This window comes from Streptomyces sp. NPDC102270, from assembly GCF_044766405.1.
Lineage (GTDB): Bacteria > Actinomycetota > Actinomycetes > Streptomycetales > Streptomycetaceae > Streptomyces.
This window is the reverse complement of sequence record NZ_JBIWLX010000042.1, coordinates 1-20,652: the sequence shown is the minus strand read 5'-3', so window position 1 is coordinate 20,652 and position 20,652 is coordinate 1. Positions and strand designations below refer to the sequence as shown.

28 protein-coding genes and 1 pseudogene are annotated in these 20,652 nt (G+C 69.5%); 10 read left to right on the top strand and 19 right to left on the bottom strand.

The genetic code is table 11. From position 1 onward, the window contains the following. The first annotated feature begins 126 nt into the window (after positions 1-126). Both ACIRP7_RS44205 and ACIRP7_RS44200 read left to right on the top strand, forming a co-directional pair. A complete protein-coding gene (locus tag ACIRP7_RS44205; RefSeq protein ID WP_403672282.1) occupies positions 127-810 on the top strand; it encodes a response regulator transcription factor in 684 nt (227 codons plus the stop codon). Further along, positions 807-2,147, top strand: a complete 1,341-nt coding sequence (locus ACIRP7_RS44200) for a sensor histidine kinase (RefSeq protein WP_403672279.1) — start codon at positions 807-809, stop codon at positions 2,145-2,147. The genes ACIRP7_RS44205 and ACIRP7_RS44200 overlap by 4 nt, the downstream gene beginning before the upstream one ends. Here the strand turns inward: ACIRP7_RS44200 and ACIRP7_RS44195 are convergent. Beyond that, positions 2,113-2,613, bottom strand: a complete 501-nt coding sequence (locus ACIRP7_RS44195) for an SgcJ/EcaC family oxidoreductase (protein ID WP_403672276.1) — start codon at positions 2,611-2,613, stop codon at positions 2,113-2,115. The two genes, ACIRP7_RS44200 and ACIRP7_RS44195, sit on opposite strands and share 35 nt — an antisense overlap. A gap of 111 nt (positions 2,614-2,724) precedes the next feature. Next, complete coding sequence (locus ACIRP7_RS44190) at positions 2,725-2,916, bottom strand: hypothetical protein (RefSeq protein ID WP_403672274.1); 192 nt, start codon at positions 2,914-2,916, stop codon at positions 2,725-2,727. A gap of 111 nt (positions 2,917-3,027) precedes the next feature. Here ACIRP7_RS44190 and ACIRP7_RS44185 point away from each other — a divergent pair. Further along, positions 3,028-3,671, top strand: a pseudogene (locus ACIRP7_RS44185) (TSUP family transporter). Positions 3,672-3,693: 22 nt separating this feature from the next. Here the strand turns inward: ACIRP7_RS44185 and ACIRP7_RS44180 are convergent. From ACIRP7_RS44180 to ACIRP7_RS44155, 6 genes are all read right to left on the bottom strand, one after another. Then, positions 3,694-3,816, bottom strand: coding sequence for a hypothetical protein (locus tag ACIRP7_RS44180; protein ID WP_403672271.1), 123 nt, complete (start codon positions 3,814-3,816; stop codon positions 3,694-3,696). Then, on the bottom strand, positions 3,813-4,202 hold the full coding sequence (locus ACIRP7_RS44175; protein WP_403672268.1) for a twitching motility protein PilT: 390 nt from the start codon (positions 4,200-4,202) through the stop codon (positions 3,813-3,815). Before ACIRP7_RS44175 ends, ACIRP7_RS44180 begins: the two co-directional genes overlap by 4 nt. Beyond that, a complete protein-coding gene (locus ACIRP7_RS44170; RefSeq protein ID WP_403672265.1) occupies positions 4,199-4,483 on the bottom strand; it encodes a hypothetical protein in 285 nt (94 codons plus the stop codon). Before ACIRP7_RS44170 ends, ACIRP7_RS44175 begins: the two co-directional genes overlap by 4 nt. Before the next feature lie 29 nt (positions 4,484-4,512). Then, entirely contained in the window at positions 4,513-5,562 is a 1,050-nt protein-coding gene (locus ACIRP7_RS44165; RefSeq protein WP_403672299.1) for a hypothetical protein, read from the bottom strand. 293 nt (positions 5,563-5,855) lie between these two features. Continuing rightward, on the bottom strand, positions 5,856-6,038 hold the full coding sequence (locus tag ACIRP7_RS44160; protein WP_403672262.1) for a DUF397 domain-containing protein: 183 nt from the start codon (positions 6,036-6,038) through the stop codon (positions 5,856-5,858). After that, positions 6,035-6,787 carry a helix-turn-helix transcriptional regulator gene (locus ACIRP7_RS44155; protein WP_403672296.1) on the bottom strand — a complete coding sequence of 251 codons (753 nt, stop codon included), beginning with the start codon at positions 6,785-6,787 and terminating at the stop codon, positions 6,035-6,037. The genes ACIRP7_RS44160 and ACIRP7_RS44155 overlap by 4 nt, the downstream gene beginning before the upstream one ends. 119 nt (positions 6,788-6,906) lie before the next feature. On the opposite strand from ACIRP7_RS44155, the gene ACIRP7_RS44150 reads away from it, so the two are divergent. Continuing rightward, complete coding sequence (locus ACIRP7_RS44150) at positions 6,907-7,335, top strand: hypothetical protein (RefSeq protein WP_403672259.1); 429 nt, start codon at positions 6,907-6,909, stop codon at positions 7,333-7,335. On the opposite strand, the gene ACIRP7_RS44145 is transcribed toward ACIRP7_RS44150, so the two are convergent. The 5 genes from ACIRP7_RS44145 to ACIRP7_RS44125 all read right to left on the bottom strand — a co-directional run bounded on the left by ACIRP7_RS44145 (position 7,298) and on the right by ACIRP7_RS44125 (position 9,791). Continuing rightward, positions 7,298-7,549 (bottom strand): helix-turn-helix domain-containing protein, encoded by a 252-nt coding sequence (locus ACIRP7_RS44145; protein ID WP_403672256.1) that lies wholly within the window; start codon positions 7,547-7,549, stop codon positions 7,298-7,300. The two genes, ACIRP7_RS44150 and ACIRP7_RS44145, sit on opposite strands and share 38 nt — an antisense overlap. Next, complete coding sequence (locus tag ACIRP7_RS44140) at positions 7,546-7,962, bottom strand: SsgA family sporulation/cell division regulator (protein WP_403672253.1); 417 nt, start codon at positions 7,960-7,962, stop codon at positions 7,546-7,548. Before ACIRP7_RS44140 ends, ACIRP7_RS44145 begins: the two co-directional genes overlap by 4 nt. A 140-nt stretch (positions 7,963-8,102) precedes the next feature. After that, entirely contained in the window at positions 8,103-8,759 is a 657-nt protein-coding gene (locus ACIRP7_RS44135; protein WP_403672250.1) for a DUF5063 domain-containing protein, read from the bottom strand. Beyond that, positions 8,752-9,351 (bottom strand): recombination mediator RecR, encoded by a 600-nt coding sequence (gene recR, locus ACIRP7_RS44130; RefSeq protein WP_351419838.1) that lies wholly within the window; start codon positions 9,349-9,351, stop codon positions 8,752-8,754. Before recR ends, ACIRP7_RS44135 begins: the two co-directional genes overlap by 8 nt. A gap of 95 nt (positions 9,352-9,446) precedes the next feature. Continuing rightward, positions 9,447-9,791: a YbaB/EbfC family nucleoid-associated protein gene (locus tag ACIRP7_RS44125; protein WP_355749223.1), complete on the bottom strand. Its 345-nt coding sequence runs from the start codon at positions 9,789-9,791 to the stop codon at positions 9,447-9,449. Between the two features lie 241 nt (positions 9,792-10,032). Here ACIRP7_RS44125 and ACIRP7_RS44120 point away from each other — a divergent pair, with 241 nt between their 5' ends. Continuing rightward, a complete protein-coding gene (locus tag ACIRP7_RS44120) occupies positions 10,033-10,758 on the top strand; it encodes an SLATT domain-containing protein (RefSeq protein ID WP_403672247.1) in 726 nt (241 codons plus the stop codon). A 25-nt stretch (positions 10,759-10,783) separates the two neighbouring features. Here ACIRP7_RS44120 and ACIRP7_RS44115 read toward each other — a convergent pair whose 3' ends face one another. The 3 genes from ACIRP7_RS44115 to ACIRP7_RS44105 are packed head-to-tail and all read right to left on the bottom strand — an operon-like array spanning position 10,784 to position 12,155. Beyond that, complete coding sequence (locus ACIRP7_RS44115) at positions 10,784-11,035, bottom strand: hypothetical protein (RefSeq protein ID WP_403672244.1); 252 nt, start codon at positions 11,033-11,035, stop codon at positions 10,784-10,786. Positions 11,036-11,082: 47 nt separating this feature from the next. Next, on the bottom strand, positions 11,083-11,541 hold the full coding sequence (locus ACIRP7_RS44110; RefSeq protein WP_403672241.1) for a MarR family winged helix-turn-helix transcriptional regulator: 459 nt from the start codon (positions 11,539-11,541) through the stop codon (positions 11,083-11,085). Further along, positions 11,538-12,155: a type 1 glutamine amidotransferase family protein gene (locus tag ACIRP7_RS44105; protein WP_403672238.1), complete on the bottom strand. Its 618-nt coding sequence runs from the start codon at positions 12,153-12,155 to the stop codon at positions 11,538-11,540. The genes ACIRP7_RS44110 and ACIRP7_RS44105 overlap by 4 nt, the downstream gene beginning before the upstream one ends. Positions 12,156-12,283: 128 nt before the next feature. Here ACIRP7_RS44105 and ACIRP7_RS44100 point away from each other — a divergent pair, with 128 nt between their 5' ends. From ACIRP7_RS44100 to ACIRP7_RS44090, 3 genes are all read left to right on the top strand, one after another. Continuing rightward, positions 12,284-13,639, top strand: a complete 1,356-nt coding sequence (locus ACIRP7_RS44100; protein WP_403672235.1) for an aspartate aminotransferase family protein — start codon at positions 12,284-12,286, stop codon at positions 13,637-13,639. Positions 13,640-13,731: 92 nt separating this feature from the next. Next, a complete protein-coding gene (locus ACIRP7_RS44095) occupies positions 13,732-14,433 on the top strand; it encodes a GntR family transcriptional regulator (protein ID WP_403672232.1) in 702 nt (233 codons plus the stop codon). Positions 14,434-14,576: 143 nt separating this feature from the next. Beyond that, a complete protein-coding gene (locus ACIRP7_RS44090; RefSeq protein WP_403672229.1) occupies positions 14,577-15,227 on the top strand; it encodes a hypothetical protein in 651 nt (216 codons plus the stop codon). Positions 15,228-15,230: 3 nt separating this feature from the next. Here ACIRP7_RS44090 and ACIRP7_RS44085 read toward each other — a convergent pair whose 3' ends face one another. Next, the gene (locus ACIRP7_RS44085; RefSeq protein ID WP_403672226.1) at positions 15,231-15,524 is read right to left on the bottom strand and encodes a hypothetical protein; all 294 of its coding nucleotides are present in this window, start codon (positions 15,522-15,524) and stop codon (positions 15,231-15,233) included. A 322-nt stretch (positions 15,525-15,846) separates the two neighbouring features. On the opposite strand from ACIRP7_RS44085, the gene ACIRP7_RS44080 reads away from it, so the two are divergent. Next, positions 15,847-16,134 carry an SCO4225 family membrane protein gene (locus tag ACIRP7_RS44080; RefSeq protein WP_403672223.1) on the top strand — a complete coding sequence of 96 codons (288 nt, stop codon included), beginning with the start codon at positions 15,847-15,849 and terminating at the stop codon, positions 16,132-16,134. Positions 16,135-16,167: 33 nt separating this feature from the next. Here the strand turns inward: ACIRP7_RS44080 and ACIRP7_RS44075 are convergent, their stop codons facing one another. Beyond that, complete coding sequence (locus tag ACIRP7_RS44075) at positions 16,168-17,982, bottom strand: bifunctional metallophosphatase/5'-nucleotidase (RefSeq protein WP_403672220.1); 1,815 nt, start codon at positions 17,980-17,982, stop codon at positions 16,168-16,170. A gap of 149 nt (positions 17,983-18,131) precedes the next feature. Then, positions 18,132-19,415 (bottom strand): adenylosuccinate synthase, encoded by a 1,284-nt coding sequence (locus tag ACIRP7_RS44070; RefSeq protein ID WP_403672218.1) that lies wholly within the window; start codon positions 19,413-19,415, stop codon positions 18,132-18,134. A 188-nt stretch (positions 19,416-19,603) separates the two neighbouring features. On the opposite strand from ACIRP7_RS44070, the gene ACIRP7_RS44065 reads away from it, so the two are divergent. Next, entirely contained in the window at positions 19,604-20,452 is an 849-nt protein-coding gene (locus tag ACIRP7_RS44065; RefSeq protein WP_403672215.1) for a diacylglycerol kinase family protein, read from the top strand. The last annotated feature ends 200 nt before the right edge of the window (positions 20,453-20,652 follow it).

Genomic DNA, 20,652 nt, shown 5'->3' with positions numbered 1-20,652 from the left:
TGAGATTCGCACGCCCAGGTCAGCGCATGCCCAAACGCGGCCCCGGGGAAAAGTGCACCGCGTCACACGGACTGGTGGGACCCGTGTGGCGACTGTGAATTAAGTTTCAAGGATTAGGGTGCGGCTGTGCGCGTACTCCTGGTGGAAGACGATGAGCCGGTAGCCCAGTCCCTGAGGCGAGGCCTGACCCGGTACGGGTTCGAGGTCGAGTGGGTCTCCACCGGCGCGGCCGCCCTCGGCCACCAGGGTCCCTACGACGTCGTCCTGCTCGATCTCGGGCTGCCCGACACCGACGGCCTCGATGTGTGCAGGGCGCTGCGCGAGCGCGGTGACGTACCGATCATCGTGATCAGCGCGCGCAGCGACGAGACGGACCGGGTGGTCGGCCTGGAGCTCGGCGCCGACGACTACGTGACCAAGCCGTTCGGGGTCCGGGAGGTCATCGCGCGGATACGGGCCGTGATGCGGCGCGCGCAGCCCCGTACCGAAGCCGCGGCGGGCCCCGACACCTACGGCTCCCGCCTCACCGTCGACCGCAAGGCCGCCCGGGTCCGTCTCGACGGCGAGGAGGTGCCCCTCGCGCCCAAGGAGTACGACCTGCTGGCCTTCCTCACCGAGGAGCCGGGCGCGCTGATGTCACGCGAGCAGATCATGGAGGCGGTCTGGGACGCGAACTGGTTCGGCCCGACCAAGACGCTGGACGTGCACGTGGCGGCGCTGCGGCGCAAGCTCGCGGGGGCGGTCGTCATCGAGGCGGTCCGCGGCGTGGGCTTCCGGCTGGAGATCGCCCAGGACGACGGGGTCTCATGAACCGGCAGCTCATCCGGAGCTACATCCTGCTGGTCGCGGTGGCCATCTTCCTGTTCACCGTCCCGGTCGCCTTCACGCTGACCAAGCAGTTGCGGGACGACACCAGGCAGTCGGTCCTGCGCGAGGCGAACACCATGGCGCTGCTGCTGAGCAACGGCAGCAGCACCTCGTGCGAGGCCCTGACCGAGGTGGCCCGGGCGTACGGCGACGTCGAGGCGACCCCCACCGCGCGCTGCGACCCGAAGCTGCCGGTCCCCGCCGCGGACGCGGCGCTGAAGCGGGCCGTGGAGAAGGACGAGTCGACCACCGACTGGGGTTCCGACTTCGTCTGGGGCAGACATCTGACGGTCACCGTCCCCGCGAAGGGCGACGCGGCCGTACGGATCGTCTACTCGACCTCGGACATGACCAGACGCCTCTGGCAGATCTGGGGCTTCCGGGCCGCACTCGCCGCGCTGGTCCTCGCGGCGGCCGCCGCGATCGGCGCCTATGCCGCCCGCCGGATCACCGCACCCCTGCGCGAACTCAACTCCATGGCCAGCAAGTTCAGCGACGGCGACCTGACCGCGCGCTCCCCGGTGACGGGCCCGCCGGAGACGCAGACGCTCGCCCGGACCCTGAACCAGGGCGCCGAACGTCTGGACACCCTGGTGGCCTCGCAGCGCATCTTCGTGGCCGACGCCTCGCACCAGCTCCGCACCCCGCTCACCGCGTTGCGCCTGTCGCTGGACAACATCGCGGACGCGGTGGACGACGAGTTCGTCCGGGAGGACGTGGAGCAGGCGACGGCGGAGGTGGTCCGGATGAGCCGCCTGGTCAACGGCCTGCTGGTGCTGGCGCGGGCGGAGGCGAAGGTGGCCGCCGCGGAGCCGTTGCCGCTCAGGGACATCGTGGACGAGCGACTGACGGTGTGGAGGCCGGCCGCCGACGAGCGCGGAGTCACCATCGCGCTCAGGGGGAGTGTTGTCGACGACCGGCCGTCTGTGTTGGCCGGCCCCGGCCATCTCGACCAGGTGCTGGACAACGTGCTCTCGAACGCCCTGGAGGTCTCGCCGGACGGCGGCCGGATCACCGTCGAGGTCGAGTCCCGGGCGGACAGGGTGGTGCTGTCGGTCCTTGACGAGGGACCCGGCATGTCCGACACCGACAAGTCCCGTGCCTTCGACCGCTTCTGGCGCGGTCAGGGCCTGACCGGACGCTCCGGCTCGGGCCTCGGCCTCGCCGTCGTCAAACAGCTGGTGACCGACGACGGCGGGACGGTGACGCTGGCGGACGCGCCGGGGGGCGGGCTGAAGGTGGAGATCAGCCTTCGGGCATCGCCGAGGAGTGGTGGTTGACGATCTTCCAGACGCCGTTCCGCTTCTCGTACTCGTACGTGTAGCGGGCCTCGACGACGCGCTTGGCGCCGCTCTTCGGGTCGGTGAGCGTGAACTCGTAGACGCCGGTGTCGATCGCGGAGTTGGCGTCGAGGACCTTGACGATCGTCTGGACCTTCTTGCCGACCGGCTTGTTCGGGAGGAAGTGCTCGAAGTAGTCGACGATCTGCGCGTGGTTGGTTCTGACCTTGTTGGAGACGGTGGGCAGCAGGACCGCGTCCTTGGCGTACAGGTTCGCCACCTTGTCGGCGTCACCGGTCTTCAGGGCCGCGTTCCAGGTGGTGAACAGGCCCGCGATCTCCTTCTTGGTGGGCTGCTTCGCGGCGTCCGGCCCGGCGGTGGCGACGACGGTGCCGACGGTTCCCACAGCGACGATCGCGGTCGCGGTGACGATGGCTGCGCGCTTGGTTATGGACCGACGGTTCATCGCTGTCTCCAGTGCGGTGAGAGGCTGTGCTGTGAAGTGACTCCAGCCTCTCTTCACGCTGGTTAGGGCCCGTGCAGCCCAGGTACAGGGCGGAGACAGTAAACGTCCAACTCACGCACGGTGCCCGCCCGGTCGCTGTCCGCGCAGCAGCCCGACCCCGGCGCCGAGCGACACCACGCCCATCCCGACGGCGGTCATGACGCCCTGGACCCCGTCCACGAGGAACGGCGCGACCGCGGCGACGGCGAGGTTGAACAGGAAGAGGAACCACAGGACGGGGGTGGAGGAGAGCAGGGCCTTCATGGCGGTTTTCCTTCGCTACGGGGTGGTTGACCTGGCGAGATCAACGATCCCGTTCCGCGGGGTCCGTCACGAGGGGCTGCGCTCCCGGACCGGGGTGTAGTGGGGTACACCATGCCCGTGACGGGCGACGTGCTGCTGACGGCCATACTGCTGCTGGGTTCCTGCGTGCAGTGGCTCACCGGGATGGACTTCGCGCTGGTCTCCGTACGGCGCTGGTCCCTGCCTGGTCGGCCTGGTCGGCCTGGCCTGCGGATGGCGGCTGGTACGCCCCCGCGCGATGCTCCCCTTCTGCCTGGCAGCGGCCTGCACGGTCCCGGCGGGCACCTGGCTGACCCACCAACTCCCCCAGCGTTGGCCGCTGTTGGTAATGGGCGGCCTGGTGACGGTGGCGGTACTGCTCGTCATGCGGGGCGGGCGCGGCGGGTGGCTTCATGGACTCCGCGGCGGGAGTGGGCGGCCCACCCTTCTCCCTCTACGCCGTCAACGCGGGCTGGACGGTACGGGAGTTCGTCCCGAACGCGATGTTCTACGGCGTCATTGTGAACGCCTTCTCGGTGGCGTCGAACGGGGTGCCGGGGCTGAACCGGGTGCAGTGGGCCCTGGTGATCGCGGCGACGGGGGCGGGCGGCCTGATCGGCAGGGGGCTCGCCTCCCGGATACCGGAGAAGCGAGCCCGCGTGCTGGTGCTCTCACTGGCCCTGGCGGTCGGGATCACGGCCGTGGGGAAGGGCCTGTGGGGCCTGTGGGGCCTGTGATCACTCCGAACTCCTTGAGGGGCTAGGTGTCCAGGGTGATGTTCACCCGGCCTTCGACGAACTCCAGCCACACCGTCTCCGGCGCCCGGCGAGCGAGCTCCTCGAAGTCCTCAAGAGGCATCTGCGGACGACGGCTGCTCGTCATGGCCGCTCGACGCGGATGCGCTTGCGGTTGGCGCTCGCGGCGAGGGCCCCGATATCCTCCAGGTCGTCCGTGAGGATCAGGGCATCGTCGTGCATGAGAGAGGCAAGCACGACGGTGGCATCGATCACGTCCGCCGTGCCGTTCTCCTGACACAGAAGCGCCGCCGCTTTCGCGATGGTCTCGGTCAGCGGCAGGACGAGGCAGGGACGCAGCACCCTGTGCAGGTTCGCAGCCCTGGGACGGGTGTCCCAGCACTGGCCCAGCACGCCCGTCGGAACGATCGGCCGAATGTCAGCGGCAAGGAACTCGTCGTGCTGCGCGAGGAAGTTCCGGTCGTTCTTGGCAGCGGCGAGCAGGGCACCCGCGTCGTACACGACATGGCTCACGCGGACCGCGCCCCGGTGGTACCGCTCTCGCCCCACCCCATGAGGTCGGCCACCCGGGCCCTTGCCCTGGCACGCTCTTCCTCGGTGAACATGCCGTACTGCTCCTGGTACTCGACCATGGCCTCCCGTCCGTCGCGCATCCGCTTCCGATGGCCCAGATAGGCCTCCAGCGCCCGGCTGACCACCGTGGAGATCTGCTCGTCCTCGGCCTCGGCATGCTGCCGCAGCGCCTCGCCGAGCTCAGCACCGAGACTCACGCTGAACTTCACCTTCTCCGCCATATTACGAATGTAATCCAGGGACATCGGCGTCACCAGTTCCAACGCCTCGGGGGCAGCCCGTTCGCGATGCGGTCGCGGTTGTCGCGGAAGTGGTAGAAGACGAGGTCCTCGATGGGCACGGGGCGGAACGTGTCGGGCACGGGGCCGCCCGTCTTCCGCTCCAGCTTCCGCTTGAGGTAGTAGGCCGACGTGATGCCCAGGTGGGCGATCTCCTCGAAGCCCTTCACGATGTCCTCGTCGCTCGTCGGGTTCTCCGCCTCCTCCTTGCGGCAGTCCTCGCAGATGCCCCGGTCGATCTTCACGGTGCGTTCGTCCTGGTCGCAGGTGGCGCAAGCCATGATCACGCGGGTGACACGACCACGGAGAGGGCGGGTCTCAGCCGGAGCGGTGTCGGTGTCGGTGTGCTGTGGGGGCATCTTGGCCTCCAGTCGTTTGCGGGCGAATCCGCCCGGGTTGCTGACAGTGGGTGGGAGCCCGTCGGTCAGGGCTCGGGTGATGCCGTTCGGCGTCGCGCCACGGGACAGCCACTCCTCGGCGAGGGGTTCCAGGGATCGGCAGTCGGCCTCGGACAGGGGCATACGGGGGTCGGCGGCACGGAGTCCCACGAGAGTGCGGTACGCGACGCTGGGCTCGTCAACAGCCCGCTCGTCCTGTGCGACGTCGGGAGTCGGCTGCGGCGCCGGGCCCTCGACACGGGCGAGGCCCGGCCGGTAGTCCTGCGTCACGTCCCTGCCGTGCCGCTCACGCGCGAACTCCGCCCACCACTCCGGCGACCTGCGCGTACGCGACCAGTACGTACGGGTCACCCACCGCATGGAGTTGTCCTCGACGGTGATGTGTTCCTTGATCCAGCGCAGGTGGCCGGCTTCGGTGAGGCGGTTCAACGACGACCGCATCGCCTGCTGGCCGTAGCGGGGGTGTTCCGCGGCCAGCACCTTGTGGCCCATCGCGTGGCCGTCGTCGAGGTGGTCGATGAAGACGGCGACGTCGGCGTCTCGCGGGCTCAGGTGTGCGAAGTCCGGGTCCGCGTGCGGGTCTTCGTCACCGGCGGAGCGTTTTCCGTAACCCGTTTTGGCCATGGGGTGGGACGGGGACGGCAGGGCGGCACTAGGCTGGGCGTAAGCCACGATCGAGTGTCCTTCGATCTGTAGGTCAGGCCCCGGAGCCGGTGTTGGCGCACCGACCGGGGCCGAACTATTTGCTTGGTTGCCGCGAACCTAGAGCGGTTTTACTTTCCGACGCAAGCCGATCACGGAACGTCACCCATTCGAGTTACGACGCCTCAACTCCCTTACAGGCTTGGTTGGTTGGGTTGGATTTTCAGCCAGACCAGAACCCGGAAAACCCCATGGAGGAGCTCGGAACCCGAGGCTCAAGCTCCGGGCTGAACTGCGGAGATGAACGCCTTCCATGCGGGGGCGGAGAGGGCCAGCTCGGGGCTCACGGGGAGCTTGGAGTCACGGATGTGGACGCGGGTAGCGAACGCAGCTTCGAGACAGGCGCCGCCCTCGGAGTCGCTGTAGCTCGACTTGAACCACTTCAACTGCTCACTCATGACTGGTCCACCATCCGCTCGATGAAACGGGCCGACTCTCCGGGACTGAGAGCCTGTGCGCGGATCATGCTAAGTCGCTCGTTTGCCCGGCTCACAGCCTCCGGGGCGGCGGACAGCTCACTCCCCAACTGCCCCTCCGCATAGACGAACCGCTCGTGGTCGCGGGTCTCCAGCAGCACCACAGGTCCCATGAGCGATGCTGCGACGGCTCGTTCGAAGGGGAGCACCTGCACCACGACGTTCCAGAGGCGAGACACCTCCAGCAGGCAGTGCAGTTGTTCCACGTCCGCCTGGGGAGCACGCAGCACTGCCTCGTAGAGGACGAAGCTCAGGGCCACCGGAGGCTTGCGCTCAGTGAGGATCGCCTGCCGCTCCATGCGTGCCGCGATACGTTCCTCAGCCGTCTCCCCGTCCAAGGGCGGGACGTGGTTCTCGATGAGAGCCTTCGCGTACCCCTTCGTCTGCAACAAGCCAGGAATGTACAGGGTCTCGTACCACCAGAGACTGATCGCTTCCTTCTCCCGCTCCATGAAGTCCTGCGCCCGCGCCGGAAACCTCTCCCGCTGCAAGTACTCCTTGGCCGCGCTCAGCAACCCCTCCGCCCGGCACAACTCGTCGGCCACGTCCAGCACGCGCGGCGTCGGCATCCGTACGCCCTGCTCCATGGACTTGATGGTGTCCGGGGAGTAGTTGGAGGCGGCAGCCAGTTCCTCGCGGCTCACGTTGGCTTTCATGCGCCACCGCTTCATCTGGTTGCCGCCGTAGCGCCAGTTCACCGGCGTCTGGGACACAGAGCGCACCTCCGACCGATACAGCCCGGCGTGTATCACCTCAGTCACTACCGAGCGTAGCGGACGAGCGTCACCGTGTGACCATGACGAACGCAATCGACCCCTTCGACTGGGTCCCCGCCTCGGGTCACCAACTCCGGCTCGCGGGCGTGCACTTCGACGCCGTGCGGATCGAGGGGGTACGCGGGGAGCTGGCCGCGGCTCAGCTCATCGAGGCCGCCGACGGAGACGCGGGGCCCATCGTGTGCGAGGTGACCGGGCACCGGTGGATGTACTTCCTGCTGGCGCCGGGCGAAGTGCGCAGGCACCGCTGGCCGCTCGGCGTACAGCGCTTCGGGGAGCGGGACTCACGTGCTGTCACGTACGTCGGGGTTCCCGCGCTGGACGGGAACACCTGGCCCCTGCGCTGGTACAGCGAGCCGACGCCGACTGCCCCGTTTGTCGACGCCGGGCTCCTGACCTGCGTGGTCACGAACGCTGCACCCGCGCGGCCCGCGTCCCCCTGATCCGGGCGCCCAGCGCACGGGCGTACTCACGCAGGGTCTGCAGGTCGTGGATCTCGCCGCCCTCCATCTGCGTGACCCACGCCGGGAAGAGGTCCGCCGCGACGGCCACCTGCCCCCGCGTGAGGCCCTGTTCCTCGCGGACCTTACGCAACTGGCGGCCGAGGGCGTACGCGTGCGGGGCGGACAGCGGGCCCCGGGCGCCGACGCCGATCACACCCGCCCCCCGAACAACGCCACCAGCCCGTGGTCCAGTTCCGCGCCCACCGTCTCCTCGTCCGGGGCGACGACCGTGTACGTGCGGGCCAGGAAGCGGGTCAGGTCCGCGGTGGGGAATCTGAGGACGGCAACGCCCTGCGGGGCGTGGAATTCCACGGAGGTGTGGGCCGGACCGGCCGGGCGGACACGGACGTTGCCGAGGCCGGCCGGACCTCGCAGCCCCTCCCCCAGCAGCGTCCTGGCGAACGTCCACGTCGTGGCCTCGCCGTCGACCGTGACGTGGGGCGGGAAGTCGATGTGCACGGCCGGTGGTTCGGCGGAGGTGTAGCGCAGGGTCGCGGGGACCGCGAGCTCCTGGTCCGCGGCCGTGATCAGACGGGCGCCTGTCGGCTGCTGGAGGGTCACGTGCATGAGGAGCTCCAAGTCGGCGGGGGCGCGGGCCTGGTGTGGCCGTTTGTGGTGAGACCACCCCAGTGCCCGCGTATCACGCCGTTCGTGAAGCCGGCTCGTATGACTCGTGTCACACAGGAGCTACGAGGAGCTGCGAGGAGCTACTTCGGGGACTGCAGCCCCAGCGGGCCCGCGATCTCCTCCACCATCACCTTGCCCGCCTCGAACTCCAGCGTCTCGTCGCCGATCGACTGGTCGGTGTCGAGGCCGTCCAGTTCCGCCAGGGGCTGGTTCAGGCGGACGTGGGCCACGATCGACTGGAGGGCGCGCAGGGTCGCGGACGCCGTGGAGCCCCAGTTGGAGAAGTACGAGAACTGCCACCACCACAGCGCCTCCGAGGTGCGGCCCGCGCGGTAGTGGGCCATGCCGTGGCGCAGGTCGGTGATGACGTCGGTCAGGTCGTCGGAGATCCGGGCCGGCACCGGCGCCTTGCGGGGCTCGTAGGGGTCGAAGACCTCGGAGTAGACGTCGATCGGCTCCAGCAGCCGGGCCAGGTTCTCGCGCAGGTCGTCCACATCGGCGTCCGGGCCCGTGTCGGGCTCGTAGCGCTCGTCGGGGACGATGTCCTCGTGGGCGCCCAGGCGGCCGCCGGCCAGCATGAGCTGGGAGACCTCCAGAAGGAGGAAGGGGACGGCCGAGTCGGGTTCGTCGCCCTTGGCCACCTCCATGACGGCCACCAGGAAGCTCTCGACCTGGTCGGCGATCTGGACCGCGAAGTCGTCGGGGTCCTGGGCAGCGTGCAGTGTGGCGTCAGACATCTAGGAGTCGTCTCCCCTCGAAGGCGCGGCCGAGGGTCACCTCGTCCGCGTATTCCAGGTCGCCACCCACCGGGAGGCCGCTGGCCAGGCGGGTGACCTTGAGGCCCATGGGCTTGATCATGCGGGCGAGGTACGTCGCTGTGGCCTCGCCCTCCAGGTTCGGGTCGGTGGCCAGGATGAGCTCCGTGACCGTCCCGTCGGCCAACCGCGCGAGAAGTTCTCGTATCCGCAGGTCGTCCGGACCGACACCCTCGATGGGGCTGATCGCGCCCCCCAGGACGTGGTACTTGCCGCGGAACTCCCGGGTGCGCTCGATCGCGACCACGTCCTTCGGCTCCTCCACCACGCAGATGACGGTGAGGTCGCGCCGGGGGTCGCGGCAGATGTTGCACAGCTCCTCCTGCGCGACATTGCCGCAGGTCGCGCAGAAGCGGACCTTCGCCTTGACCTCCATCAGGCACTGCGCGAGACGCCGTACGTCCGTCGGCTCCGCCTGGAGGATGTGGAAGGCGATCCGCTGCGCGCTCTTGGGACCGACGCCGGGCAGCCGCCCCAGTTCGTCGATGAGGTCCTGGACCACGCCTTCGTACAACGGACTGCCGTCCTTCCTGGGTTCCTTGCGATACGTACGCTAGTTGGCCGATGCCCGCCAAAGAAAGACGGGCACCGTGAAAGACGGGCCTCCGCCTAGAAAGGCAGCCCGGGGATACCGCTGCCGCCGCCGAGGCCCTGGGCGAGCGGGCCGAGCTTCTGCTGCTGGAGGGTCTGGGCGTTCTCGTTGGCCGCCTGGACCGCCGCCACGATCAGGTCGGCGAGGGTCTCGGTGTCTTCGGGGTCCACGGCCTTCGGGTCGATCTTCAGCGCGCGCAGCTCGCCGGCGCCGGTGACGGTGGCCTTCACCAGACCGCCGCCCGCCTGGCCGTCGACCTCGGTCCCGGCGAGTTCCTCCTGCGCGTTCGCCAGGTCCTGCTGCATCTTCTGGGCCTGCTGGAGCAGCTGCTGCATGTTGGGCTGGCCACCACCGGGGATCACGATCAGCTCCTGTGCTTTTCGCCTTGGTCTTCCGTCTGTGACGAGCCTACGTGTTCCACGTGGCCGTCGCCCCAGCACTCTTTCGAGTGAGTCGACCTGGAGTCCTATACCTGATCAAGGCCCTCTTCCGAGCGGAAAAGCAACCAAAGCACCCCCTTCGCCACCCATTGGGCGGTAGGAAGGATCCCCGCACATCAGCATCAGGCGTCACGCAGGGTGACCGATCAGTAGGGAGCGCCGGGTGGGTCAGCCGGAGATGCAGCCCGAGGGCCCGCCCCAGGACGGACGGGCCGATCTGGCCGGGCGGACGTTTCCGCTCGGCGACTGGGGCGAGCCGGCCGTACGGCTCGACGAGCTGTACCGGTGGGTGGAGCACGGGGCGCTGGAGACGACGTCCTGGTATCTCGCGGACCGGGTGGGGAAACGACGCTGTGCGCGGGCCCTGCGGGGCGGGGCCGCGGCGGGGGCGGTGACCGGGGCCGTGCTGCCGTTGGTGGGGCTGACCGGAGTGGTGGGCGCCGAACTCGCGCCCTGGGGCTATCTCGCCCTCCTCCTCGCGGTGGCCTGCGTGGCCGTCGACCGCTTCTTCGGTGTGACCTCCGGCTGGATAAGGGACGTGGCCACCGCTCAGGCCGTCCAGCGCCGCCTGCTTGCCCTCCAGTTCGACTGGGCCTCGGAGAGCGTCCGCGAGGTGCTCGGCCCCACGGAGGGCACGGCCGCCGAGGCCACCGAACGCTGCCTGGGCGTGCTGCGCCGCTTCTCGGAGGACGTGACGGAGCTGATCCGGGTGGAGACGGCCGACTGGATCGTGGAGTTCCGCAACGGCTCGACCCCGATGGGCATCCAGGGCGCGGTGACCTCCGGGGGCCGCCAGGACCAGGGGGGTCCTCAGGGGCGCGTCCCCCTCCCCCCAGGACCACCGACCCGCCCGAACATGCCCCGGCAACGGCCGCCGGAGCCTCGGTGAGGAGTGGTGAGGAGTGGGGACGGGGTCAGGGCGAGGCCGAAGGTGCCGTCGGTGTGACGGCGGGGCCCTCGTCGGCCAGGACGCCGTAGACCGCACCGCCGGCGCCCAGCGCCACCACGAGCGCCGTCGCGAGAAGCGCCGCCGTGACGGCACGACTGCGGTGATCGGCCTCCTGCTCCGGCGGATACGGCGTCAGGTAGGTGCCCGGCGTGGAGCGCTCCTGGGCGTGGGCCCGCCCCTCGCCGTCCGCTGGTCCAGCGGAGCCGTGTTCCTCCATCGCAGGCCCTCCCCCGAGACCTCGCACTGCACGACACGTCCCAGTGTCTACGTCCGTCCGCCGTCCGTCGAGAGCTGATCGAGTACCTTGGACAGCCGCTCCAGCACTCCCACGGCCTCGGCGAGTTCGGCTTCCCCGAAGGCCTCCGCGAACCGGTCGGCGAAGGCCGCGTGACCCGGGTCGATCCGCCGCATGGCGGCCAGCCCCTCCTCGGTCGGCGTGAGGAGCTTGGCGCGCCGGTGGGCGGGGTTGGGCCGGTACTCGGCCAGTCCCCGCTCCACCAGCAGATCGGCGATCCGCTGCACGCTCTGGCGCGTGATGCCCATCTCCCGGGCGATCCCGGAGACCGGCAGCGGCTGCCGGAGCACCGCGCCGAGCACCTGCCACCAGGCGGCGGTGAGCCCGGAGGGGCCCGCCAACTCCTCGGCCAGGGCGAGGAACTGGCCGTTGAGCCGGAACACTCCGAGGGCGCTGCGGCTGAGCAGGTCCTGGCGCTCCCGGCTCACCGCGCGGCCGCTTCCTGCAGCACGGCGTAGGCCTGCGGGTCGGAGTCGTGGAACAGCCGGTACCAGGCGTCCAGCACCTCGCCCTCGTAGACCCCGAGCAGCCGGAAGATCTCCCGGGCGAAAGCGACGGGCTCGGTGGGTCCGGCGGTGATCAGGGCGCCGTCGGTCACGGCGTCCGCGTCGACGTACCGCGCGCCGCCCCCGTACCCCGTGGCCGCCAGATAGAAGGACACGGCGCTGGTGTGCTCGCGGTCGTCGAGCAGCCCCTCGCGCGCGAGACCCGCGGTGGCCCCGCAGATCGCGGCGACGGCAACCCCGGCGTCGAGGAACTCGCGCGCCTTGCGGGCGAAGGGGGCGAGGTCGTCGGAGGTGTCCCAGAGATCGGCGCCCGGGAGGATCAGCAGGGAGCTGTCGGAGGGGCGTACGTCGTCCAGGGCGCACGCGGGCTGGACCCGCAGGCCGCCGATCGAGGTCACCGGCTCGCGGGTCGGGCCGACGGTCCGGATCTCCCGTCCGGCGCGGGCGAGGTAGGCGGTGGCGTGCCCCGTCTCCCAGTCGGCCCAGGTGTCGTAGACGGCGAGATGCACTGGCTTCGCATTCCCTACACCATTCATGACAACACGCTGTCATTTCGACAGCATGTTGTCAATCGCTCGGCCTGGACAACCTGTCGCGGAAAGCCCCCGTCCACAGACAGGACGCCGATACCGCTTCCGTATCGCGGACATTTACGCTCACTCGCATGACCCCTCAGCCACTCCCCGAGGCCGGCGCCGCCGTGAAGGCCGCGGACCGTGCTCATGTGTTCCACTCCTGGTCCGCGCAGGAGCTCATCGACCCGCTCGCCGTCGCCGGTGCGGAGGGCTCGTACTTCTGGGACTACGACGGGAACCGCTACCTCGACTTCACCAGCGGGCTCGTCTACACCAACATCGGGTACCAACACCCGAAGGTCGTCGCCGCGATACAGGAGCAGGCGGCGACGATGACCACCTTCGCGCCCGCCTTCGCGATCGAGGCCCGGTCGGAGGCGGCCCGGCTGATCGCCGAGCGGACGCCCGGGGACCTGGACAAGATCTTCTTCACCAACGGCGGCGCGGACGCGGTGGAGCACGCCGTGCGCATGGCCCGGCTGCACACCGGGCGGGCCAAGGTGCTCTCCGCCTACCGCTCGTACCACGGGGGTACGCAGCAGGCCGTCAACCTCACCGGGGACCCCCGGCGCTGGGCCTCCGACAGCGCCTCCGCCGGGGTCGTGCACTTCTGGGCGCCCTTCCTGTACCGGTCCCGCTTCTACGCCGAGACCGAGGAGCAGGAGACCGCGCGGGCGCTGGAGCACCTGGAGACGACCATCGCCTTCGAGGGGCCCGCCACCGTCGCCGCGATCATCCTGGAGACCATCCCCGGCACCGCCGGGATCATGGTCCCGCCGCCCGGCTACCTCGCCGGTGTCCGCGAGATCTGCGACAAGTACGGGATCGTCTTCGTCCTGGACGAGGTCATGGCCGGATTCGGGCGCACCGGTGAGTGGTTCGCCGCCGACCTGTTCGACGTCACGCCCGACCTCATGACCTTCGCCAAGGGCGTCAACAGCGGGTACGTGCCGCTCGGCGGTGTCGCCATCTCCGGCGCGATCGCGGAGACCTTCGGGAAGCGGCCGTACCCCGGCGGGCTCACCTACTCCGGCCACCCGCTCGCCTGTGCCGCCGCCGTCGCGACGATCAACGTCATGGCGGAGGAAGGGGTCGTCGACAACGCCAAGCATCTCGGTACGGCCGTCCTGGAGCCCGCGCTGCGGGAGCTCGCCGAGCGGCACCCGAGCGTCGGCGAGGTGCGGGGCGTGGGCATGTTCTGGGCGCTCGAGCTCGTGAGGAACAAGGAGACCCGCGAGCCGCTCGTGCCCTACAACGCGGCGGGCGAGGCCAACGCCCCGATGGCCGCGTTCGCGGCCGCCGCGAAGAAGCAGGGCATCTGGCCGTTCGTCAACATGAACCGGACGCACGTCGTGCCGCCGTGCAACGTCGGCGAGGCCGAACTGAAGGAAGGGCTCGCGGCGCTGGACACCGCGCTCTGCGTGGCGGACCAGTACACGGAGTAAAACTCGCGCTCCTTCGAACGCGTAAGGTGGCGTGCCCGTAGACATATGTACGAGCACGCCATCTGCACCTGCGCGAGGGAGGCGCCCCGACGATGCCCGGCAGCAGCGGTAACGGTGCCGTCACCCGCAGCACCCTGCGGCAGCAGATCGCGGACGCGCTGCGCGACGAGGTACTGGCGGGGCGGCTCCAGCCGGGGCAGGAGTTCACGGTGAAGGAGATCGCCGAGCAGTACGGCGTCTCCGCGACCCCGGTCCGCGAGGCCCTCGTGGACCTGTCGGCGCAGGGGCTCCTGGAGGCCGACCAGCACCGCGGCTTCCATGTGCACGAGTACTCCCTCGACGACTTCCGCGGCATGATCGAGGCCCGCAACCTGGTCACCGACGGCATGTTCCACGCGCTCGACTCCGGCCACCGCATCCTCGAGGAGCTGGACGAACCCCGTACCGCCGCGGCGGTGGCGGGCGTGCGGCGGCGCGGCGAGGAGGCCCAGCGGGCCGCCACCGCGGGCGACCTGACCGTGCTGATCGGCTACGACCTGCGCTTCTGGCGCGAGCTGAGCGTCCTGTTCGGCAACCCCTATCTGGCCGACTTCCTGCACCGGCTGCGCGTGCAGACCTGGGTGTGCACGGTCCAGCACCTGCGCCGGCTCACCGACCTGCGCGGCAGCCTGTGGTCCGCGCACCCAGAGGTCGCCGACGCCCTGTACCAGCGGGACACCGCGACCGCCCGCAAGCTCCTCACCGCCTACAACGGCCACTATCTGACCCTCATCGAGGGCCTCACCGCCGACTGACGGCCCCCCGCACGGGTAAGGGACCAGCACGACCCGCTTCCACGACCCGCACAAGGGGCCCCACCCGGGGACTCCAGCGACTACCCTTCCCTGACCACCGTGTGACGATATCCGCGCACCGCGAGTATCCGAGGAGCTGTCTTTTGGCCTGTGACCTGTGGCTGGTGCCGCTTGTCGACGTGTTGTGCCACACCCCGGACAACCCGTTCGCCGAGGAACTCGCGCAATACAACAAGGTGCTCGCCGAGGCCGGATTGCCGCCGGTGCCGGTGTACCAGTACATGCCGGGGCTGTCCGGCGAGGTCGCCCCGGTGGCCGGTTTCGACTACGACGCCCTGCACTTCCTGCGCCGCGCCTATCTGCTCCAGGTCTGCGGGCTCCCGGTCACCCCCGTGGACGAACTGGGCGGTGACTACGAGCAGTTGCTGGAGATGTTCGAGACGACGGCCCAGCAGTCCCATCTGGTCTGGCACTACGACCACGCGGGCGCGTACGTCCCCGTCGACTTCCCGCATCCCCTCGCCAACGACGAACTCCTCGCGGGCGGCGGCCCGTTGGGCTCCTCGCAGGCCATGCTGCGGGAGCTGGAGTTCGTGGCCCCCGTGATCGGCATCGATCCGGCCAATCCGCCGGCGCCCCCCGAGCCACCGCGCGCCCCCACGGAACTGGAGGAGCCGGCGGTCCCCGCGCCGTACGACCCCAGTCCCTTCGCCCGTGAGCGTCATGTCTGGCTGGGGCTGCACGCGGCGGCGACCCGGAGTCTCGCCCAGGGCTCGATGATCATCTTCAGCTGAGGGTCAGCGCCCCAGCTGGGAGAGTCCCTTCTGGACGTCCTCGTAGTTCATCACCGGGGTGTAGGTGATCTCGGCACCCAGGTTCTGGAAGAACGGCTCACTGATCACCGGCATCAGTGAGCTGTCCTGCATGTCGAAGACCATGTAGGCGGTGCGCCGGCCGTTCTCGGCGGTGAAGTAGGTCGCCTCGGGCTTGATCTGTTCCACCGACGCCTCGATGAGCTTCGACAGGGTGCCGTGACTGATGGCCTCGTTGGCCTTCTCCGTGTCCATGCACACCTTGAGCAGTACGCGCATCGCACTCACCTTCTCTTGATCGACAGGTTGGGATGCACGGTCCAAGAATATGCCTATATGCGGTATTTCTCCCTGCTACGGGCCATGTGGGAAGTGCGCTGGGATCGCGGCACGGCTTCCCTTCCGAGGTCGTCGACGCCATCATGCGGCGCACCCCTGGACGGCGAACGGGGCACACCAGGAGGAGTTCTGAGTTCTGAGTTCTGGGTACGCGCCCCGCGGAGGTTGAGTACCGCTACTCAGGCGGCGGGCGGCGGGCCCCGGCATCGTGGAGAGCACGGACGGAGCCCACCGCTCCACGAAGACTTCCAGGGGGATCCCGATGAACCGCTCGCGCCACTTCCTCAACCCGCTCGCTCTCGGCTACCTGCTCGTCGTGGCCGCCGTCCTCGGCTGGGTCGGCGTGGACGCCCTGTTCGTCGAGCACGCCGACGCGAGCCTCGCCGGGGTCTGGGCGTTCCTGGTCACGGCCCCGGCCTCGCTGCTGTTCGTGATGCTGCCGGGGGCGTGGGCCTGGGCCGGGATCGTCGCGGGGGCCGTGGTGAACGCGGCCGCGCTCGGGGCGGCGTACCGGAGCGTCTCCGGCCGCCGCCCGCGCCCCACCGCCTGAACCACGGCTTCGGTTGGCGAAACTTCACCGGCTTCAGGCGAAGACCGCCGTACCGCCCTGCGTCAGCTTCCAGTTGGTGACCGCGAAGTCCTTCGGGTCCAGCGCGCCCTTGGAGGTCACGTAGTCGATCATCAGCTGGCGGATCTCGTTGGTGGAGGAGTAGGCGATGTCGGCGGCGGCGATGTGCGGGTAGCCCGAGCCGCCGTTGGCCCGGTAGTTGTTGACGGCGACGACGAAGACCTGGTCGTCGGCGACCGGCGTCCCGTTGTAGGACAGGTTCTTGATGCGGGAGCCCTCGGCCGCCGCGATGTCGATGTCGTACGAGACGCCCGCGGCGGTGTCGTACATGTAGTCCCAGAAGCTGTTGGCGTTGGTCAGCGTCGCGGTGTCCACGGCCGTGCCCGCGGGCACCTGGTGGTAGTACTTCGCCGCGTACTCCAGGTAGTCCTTGAGCTGGGCGCCGGTGAGCTTCTTGCCGTAGAGGGTGTTGTCGTAGATGTAGAGCCCGGCGATGTCCTTGATGGTCACGCTGCCCGCGGGGATGTCCGCGGTGCGGGAGAAGGGTGCGGCGACCGAGATGAGGGGCAGGGCGGCGTCGGCCGTCGAGAGGCCGGCCTTCACGGTGTCCATCTGGACCTGGTGGATGAAGTCCATGATCGGGACGTCCTTCCAGCAGGACTCCGCCGCCGAGAGGTCCTCGGTGCAGGTGCCGACGGACGTGTTGACGTACTTCACGACCAGCTCGTGGTCGGCCTCCAGGAGCTTTTTGATCTCCGGGTCCTCGTCGACCGTGTTGGGGTTAAGGGTCTGGGCGGTCTTCTTGGTGACCTTCCACTGCCCGCGCACGAGTTCCAGCTCGAAGTCGAAGACACTGAGCCGGTAGCCCCAGCAGTACGGCTCGGACAGCAGGACGTCCTCGCCGGTCTCGTCGTTCTTGACGGTGTACGACGGCACCTCGACGTGGGTGTGGCCGACCAGGATCGCGTCGATGCCCGGGACCTGCTGGGCGACGAGGTTGGAGGCGTTCTCGACGTACGGGAGCTCGTCGCCGTACGAGGAACTGCCGTCCAGGCCCGAGTGGTCGGTGAGGAAGACGACGTCACAGCCGAGGGCGCGCAGCCGGGGCACGTACTTCTTCGCCTGCTCGACCAGGCCCGGGAAGACCATCTTCCCGCTGACGTTGTCCTTGTCCCAGATGGCGATGCCGGGGTTGGTGAGGCCGAGGATGCCGACCTTGATGTCGGGGGCGCCGGGGACGCAGATGCGCTTGACGGTGTACGGCTGGAAGGCGGGCTTGAGCGTCTTCGCGTCCAGGGCGTTGGCGCCGAGCAGCGGGAAGCGGCACTGGCTCTCGAACTTCCGGAGCACCTCGATGCCGTAGTTGAACTCGTGGTTGCCGAGGGCGGCGGCGTCGTAGCGCATGTGGTTCATGGCGACGGCCATCGGGTGCTTCGGGGCGCCCTTGCCGGTGATGGGCTGCACGCGCGCGAAGTAGTAGGCGAGGGAGGTGCCCTGGATGATGTCGCCGGCGTCGACGAGCAGGACGTGCTCCTCGCCCTTCGCCGCGCGCTGCTGCTTGATCAGCGTGGCGACCCGGGCGACACCGACGGAGTTGCCCTTGCTGTCGGAGTACGCCTTGTCGAGGTAGTAGTCCCAGTCGAAGACGTGGCTGTGCAGGTCGGTGGTGCCGAGGATCGAGAACGACCAGGTGCGGTTCTTCTTCGCCACCGGTCCGCGTTCTGCGGCCTCGGCGGCGGGCGCGCCCACCGACCCCGCGACGGCCACGGCCGCACCGGTGACGGCCGACTTCTTGACGAACGCGCGACGGTTCAGGGGACTGACGGGCATGGCTGGACTCCTGGAACGGGAGAGGGAGGGGAGACGGAACTACCCGCGTAGATAGTCCCGTCCCGCCGGTCGCGCGCGGAACCAGGAGCAAGCCATGGGCCGGTCAAGGAAATCCATGACCGGCCCAACAGCCTGCGAACAAAAGGGATTTACAGGAACGAGTTGATCTCGATCGTCTCGTCCCGGCCCGGGCCCACGCCGATCGCGGAGATCGGGGCGCCGGACATCTCCTCCAGCGCCTTCACGTAGTCCTGGGCGTTCTTCGGGAGGTCGGCGAAGGTCTTGGCCTTCGTGATGTCCTCGCTCCAGCCCGGCAGGTACTCGTAGACCGGCTTCGCGTGGTGGAAGTCGGTCTGGGAGTACGGGAGCTCCTCGACGCGCTCGCCGTCGATCTCGTACGCGACACAGACCGGGATCTGTTCCCAGCCGGTGAGCACGTCGAGCTTGGTGAGGAAGAAGTCGGTGAGGCCGTTGACGCGGGTCGCGTACCGGGCGATCACCGCGTCGAACCAGCCGCAGCGACGGTCACGGCCGGTGGTGACACCCCGCTCACCTCCGATGCGGCGCAGCGCGTCGCCGTCCGCGTCGAAGAGTTCCGTGGGGAAGGGGCCCGAGCCGACACGGGTCGTGTAGGCCTTGAGGATGCCGATGACCCGGCTGATCTTCGTGGGGCCGACGCCCGAGCCCGTGCACGCCCCGCCCGCGGTGGGGTTGCTGGAGGTGACGAAGGGGTACGTGCCGTGGTCGATGTCCAGGAGCGTGCCCTGGCCGCCCTCGAACAGGACGACCTTGTCCTGCTCCAGGGCCTGGTTGAGCACCAGGACAGTGTCGGCGACGTAGGGCTTGAGCCGGTCCGCGTAGCCCAGCAGTTCCTCGACGACCTGGCCGACCTCGATGGCCCGGCGGTTGAAGACCTTGGTGAGGAGCTGGTTCTTGCCGTCGAGGGCCGCCTCGACCTTCTGGGTCAGGATCGACTCGTCGTACAGGTCCTGGATGCGGATGCCCACGCGGTTGATCTTGTCGGCGTAGGTCGGTCCGATGCCGCGCCCCGTCGTACCGATCTTGCGCTTTCCGAGGAAGCGTTCCGTCACCTTGTCGACGGTGACGTTGTACGGCGTGATGACGTGGGCGTTACCGCTGATCAGGAGCTTGGAGGTGTCGACGCCTCGGTCGTTCAGTCCGTTCAGCTCGGAGAACAGGACCGACGGATCGACGACGACACCGTTACCGATGACCGGGGTGCACCCCGGAGACAGGATTCCGGAAGGGAGGAGGTGGAGGGCGTACTTCTGATCGCCCACGACTACCGTGTGGCCGGCGTTGTTGCCGCCCTGGTAGCGCACCACATAGTCCACCGAGCCACCGAGCAGGTCGGTCGCCTTTCCCTTGCCCTCGTCACCCCACTGAGCACCGAGCAGCACAAGTGCGGGCACGCGCGTACACCCCTTCCGGGCGGGGCATGTCCAAGGTCGGGGGCGTACGCGTACGGTTCCTCCGTCGCGTGCACCACGGCCGTCGTCGGCCGCTGCCCGTCGGACCCGGATGCCCCGGAATAGACGAAGCCCCTGGCGCAATAGCGCAAGGGGCTCTTGCACCAAGATGCTACCCGAGGAAGCGAGGCATGGCCGAGGTGGCGACTTCCGCGACGTCCGATCAGCTGCTGGTGGTCATCGACCCGATCGCCCGGCAGACGGACAGCGAGTCCGTACGGATCGTGAAAGACGTGCTCAGCGCGGGTGCGGCGACGAAGGTGAGTCTGCCGGACGGACCCGAGGAGTTCGCCCGGGCACTGGCCCGCCGGGGCTCGCGACGGCTGGTGGTGGTCGGTGACGACCGTGCCCTGATGCGGGCGGTGCTGCTGCTGCACCGGCAGCGGGAGCTGGCCGAATGCGTGCTGTCGGTGGTGCCGGTGGGACCGATGCTCTCGGTCGCCCACGCCCTCGGGGTGCCCACGGGGGCGGTGGCGGCCGCGCGGGCGGTCCTGGACGGGGCCGAGCGACGCCTGGACATGCTGGTGGACGACAGCGACGGGGTGGTCCTCGGCGCCCTGCGGATCCCCGCGCCGGCCGCGCGTCAGGAGCCACTGGAGGCCGCGCGGCCCTGGCTGCGGACCTGCCAGTCCCTCGTACGGACCCTGGTGCCGGCCCGTCCCGCCAGGGAGACCGCGCCCGCCGTCCCCGGGCCCTCGCGGCTGCGGGTGGAGGTCGACGGCGTGACCCTGGTGGACCTGGACCAGCCCCTGGAGGCGGTCTCGGTGACCCCGGGCTCCGGCGGCGGCCTGGCGTCGGTGGAGGTACGCCGGCTGTCGGTCGGGGCGGAGGCCTCCCCCCTGCTGACCACCGGCAGGACGGTGACCGTCACCGGGGCGGATTTCCGCTACCGGGCGGACGCGGGGGTGGGGGGACCGGTACGGCGGCGGACCTGGACGGTGCGGGAGGGGGCGTTGGGGTTGATGTTGCCGGGGCGGTGAGGGGCGGGGGGGGGGGGGCCCCCCCCCCCCCCCCCCCCCCCCCCCGGCCCCCCCCCCCCCCCCCCCCCCCCCCCCCCCCCCCCCCCCGCGCGGGGGGGGGGGGGGGGGCTCACCGAGCATCGAGGCGAGGGCGAGATGAGATACACGTGGGTTTCGAGGCAGCCGGCACGGGTGTCGGGGGTGTGCGGGTCACCGGTGAG

Excerpts from the sequence above, each read along its gene's own strand:
- ACIRP7_RS44200 (WP_403672279.1), top strand. The coding sequence starts at position 807 with ATGAACCGGCAGCTCATCCGGAGCTACATCCTGCTGGTCGCGGTGGCC.
- ACIRP7_RS44195 (WP_403672276.1), bottom strand. The coding sequence starts at position 2,613 with ATGAACCGTCGGTCCATAACCAAGCGCGCAGCCATCGTCACCGCGACC.
- ACIRP7_RS44190 (WP_403672274.1), bottom strand. The coding sequence starts at position 2,916 with ATGAAGGCCCTGCTCTCCTCCACCCCCGTCCTGTGGTTCCTCTTCCTG.
- ACIRP7_RS44180 (WP_403672271.1), bottom strand. The coding sequence starts at position 3,816 with ATGACGAGCAGCCGTCGTCCGCAGATGCCTCTTGAGGACTTCGAGGAG.
- ACIRP7_RS44170 (WP_403672265.1), bottom strand. The coding sequence starts at position 4,483 with ATGGCGGAGAAGGTGAAGTTCAGCGTGAGTCTCGGTGCTGAGCTCGGC.
- ACIRP7_RS44165 (WP_403672299.1), bottom strand. The coding sequence starts at position 5,562 with ATGGCCAAAACGGGTTACGGAAAACGCTCCGCCGGTGACGAAGACCCG.
- ACIRP7_RS44160 (WP_403672262.1), bottom strand. The coding sequence starts at position 6,038 with ATGAGTGAGCAGTTGAAGTGGTTCAAGTCGAGCTACAGCGACTCCGAG.
- ACIRP7_RS44155 (WP_403672296.1), bottom strand. The coding sequence starts at position 6,787 with ATGAAGCGGTGGCGCATGAAAGCCAACGTGAGCCGCGAGGAACTGGCT.
- ACIRP7_RS44140 (WP_403672253.1), bottom strand. The coding sequence starts at position 7,962 with ATGCACGTGACCCTCCAGCAGCCGACAGGCGCCCGTCTGATCACGGCC.
- ACIRP7_RS44135 (WP_403672250.1), bottom strand. The coding sequence starts at position 8,759 with ATGTCTGACGCCACACTGCACGCTGCCCAGGACCCCGACGACTTCGCG.
- ACIRP7_RS44115 (WP_403672244.1), bottom strand. The coding sequence starts at position 11,035 with ATGGAGGAACACGGCTCCGCTGGACCAGCGGACGGCGAGGGGCGGGCC.
- ACIRP7_RS44105 (WP_403672238.1), bottom strand. The coding sequence starts at position 12,155 with ATGAATGGTGTAGGGAATGCGAAGCCAGTGCATCTCGCCGTCTACGAC.
- ACIRP7_RS44100 (WP_403672235.1), top strand. The coding sequence starts at position 12,284 with ATGACCCCTCAGCCACTCCCCGAGGCCGGCGCCGCCGTGAAGGCCGCG.
- ACIRP7_RS44095 (WP_403672232.1), top strand. The coding sequence starts at position 13,732 with ATGCCCGGCAGCAGCGGTAACGGTGCCGTCACCCGCAGCACCCTGCGG.
- ACIRP7_RS44085 (WP_403672226.1), bottom strand. The coding sequence starts at position 15,524 with ATGCGCGTACTGCTCAAGGTGTGCATGGACACGGAGAAGGCCAACGAG.
- ACIRP7_RS44080 (WP_403672223.1), top strand. The coding sequence starts at position 15,847 with ATGAACCGCTCGCGCCACTTCCTCAACCCGCTCGCTCTCGGCTACCTG.
- ACIRP7_RS44075 (WP_403672220.1), bottom strand. The coding sequence starts at position 17,982 with ATGCCCGTCAGTCCCCTGAACCGTCGCGCGTTCGTCAAGAAGTCGGCC.
- ACIRP7_RS44065 (WP_403672215.1), top strand. The coding sequence starts at position 19,604 with ATGGCCGAGGTGGCGACTTCCGCGACGTCCGATCAGCTGCTGGTGGTC.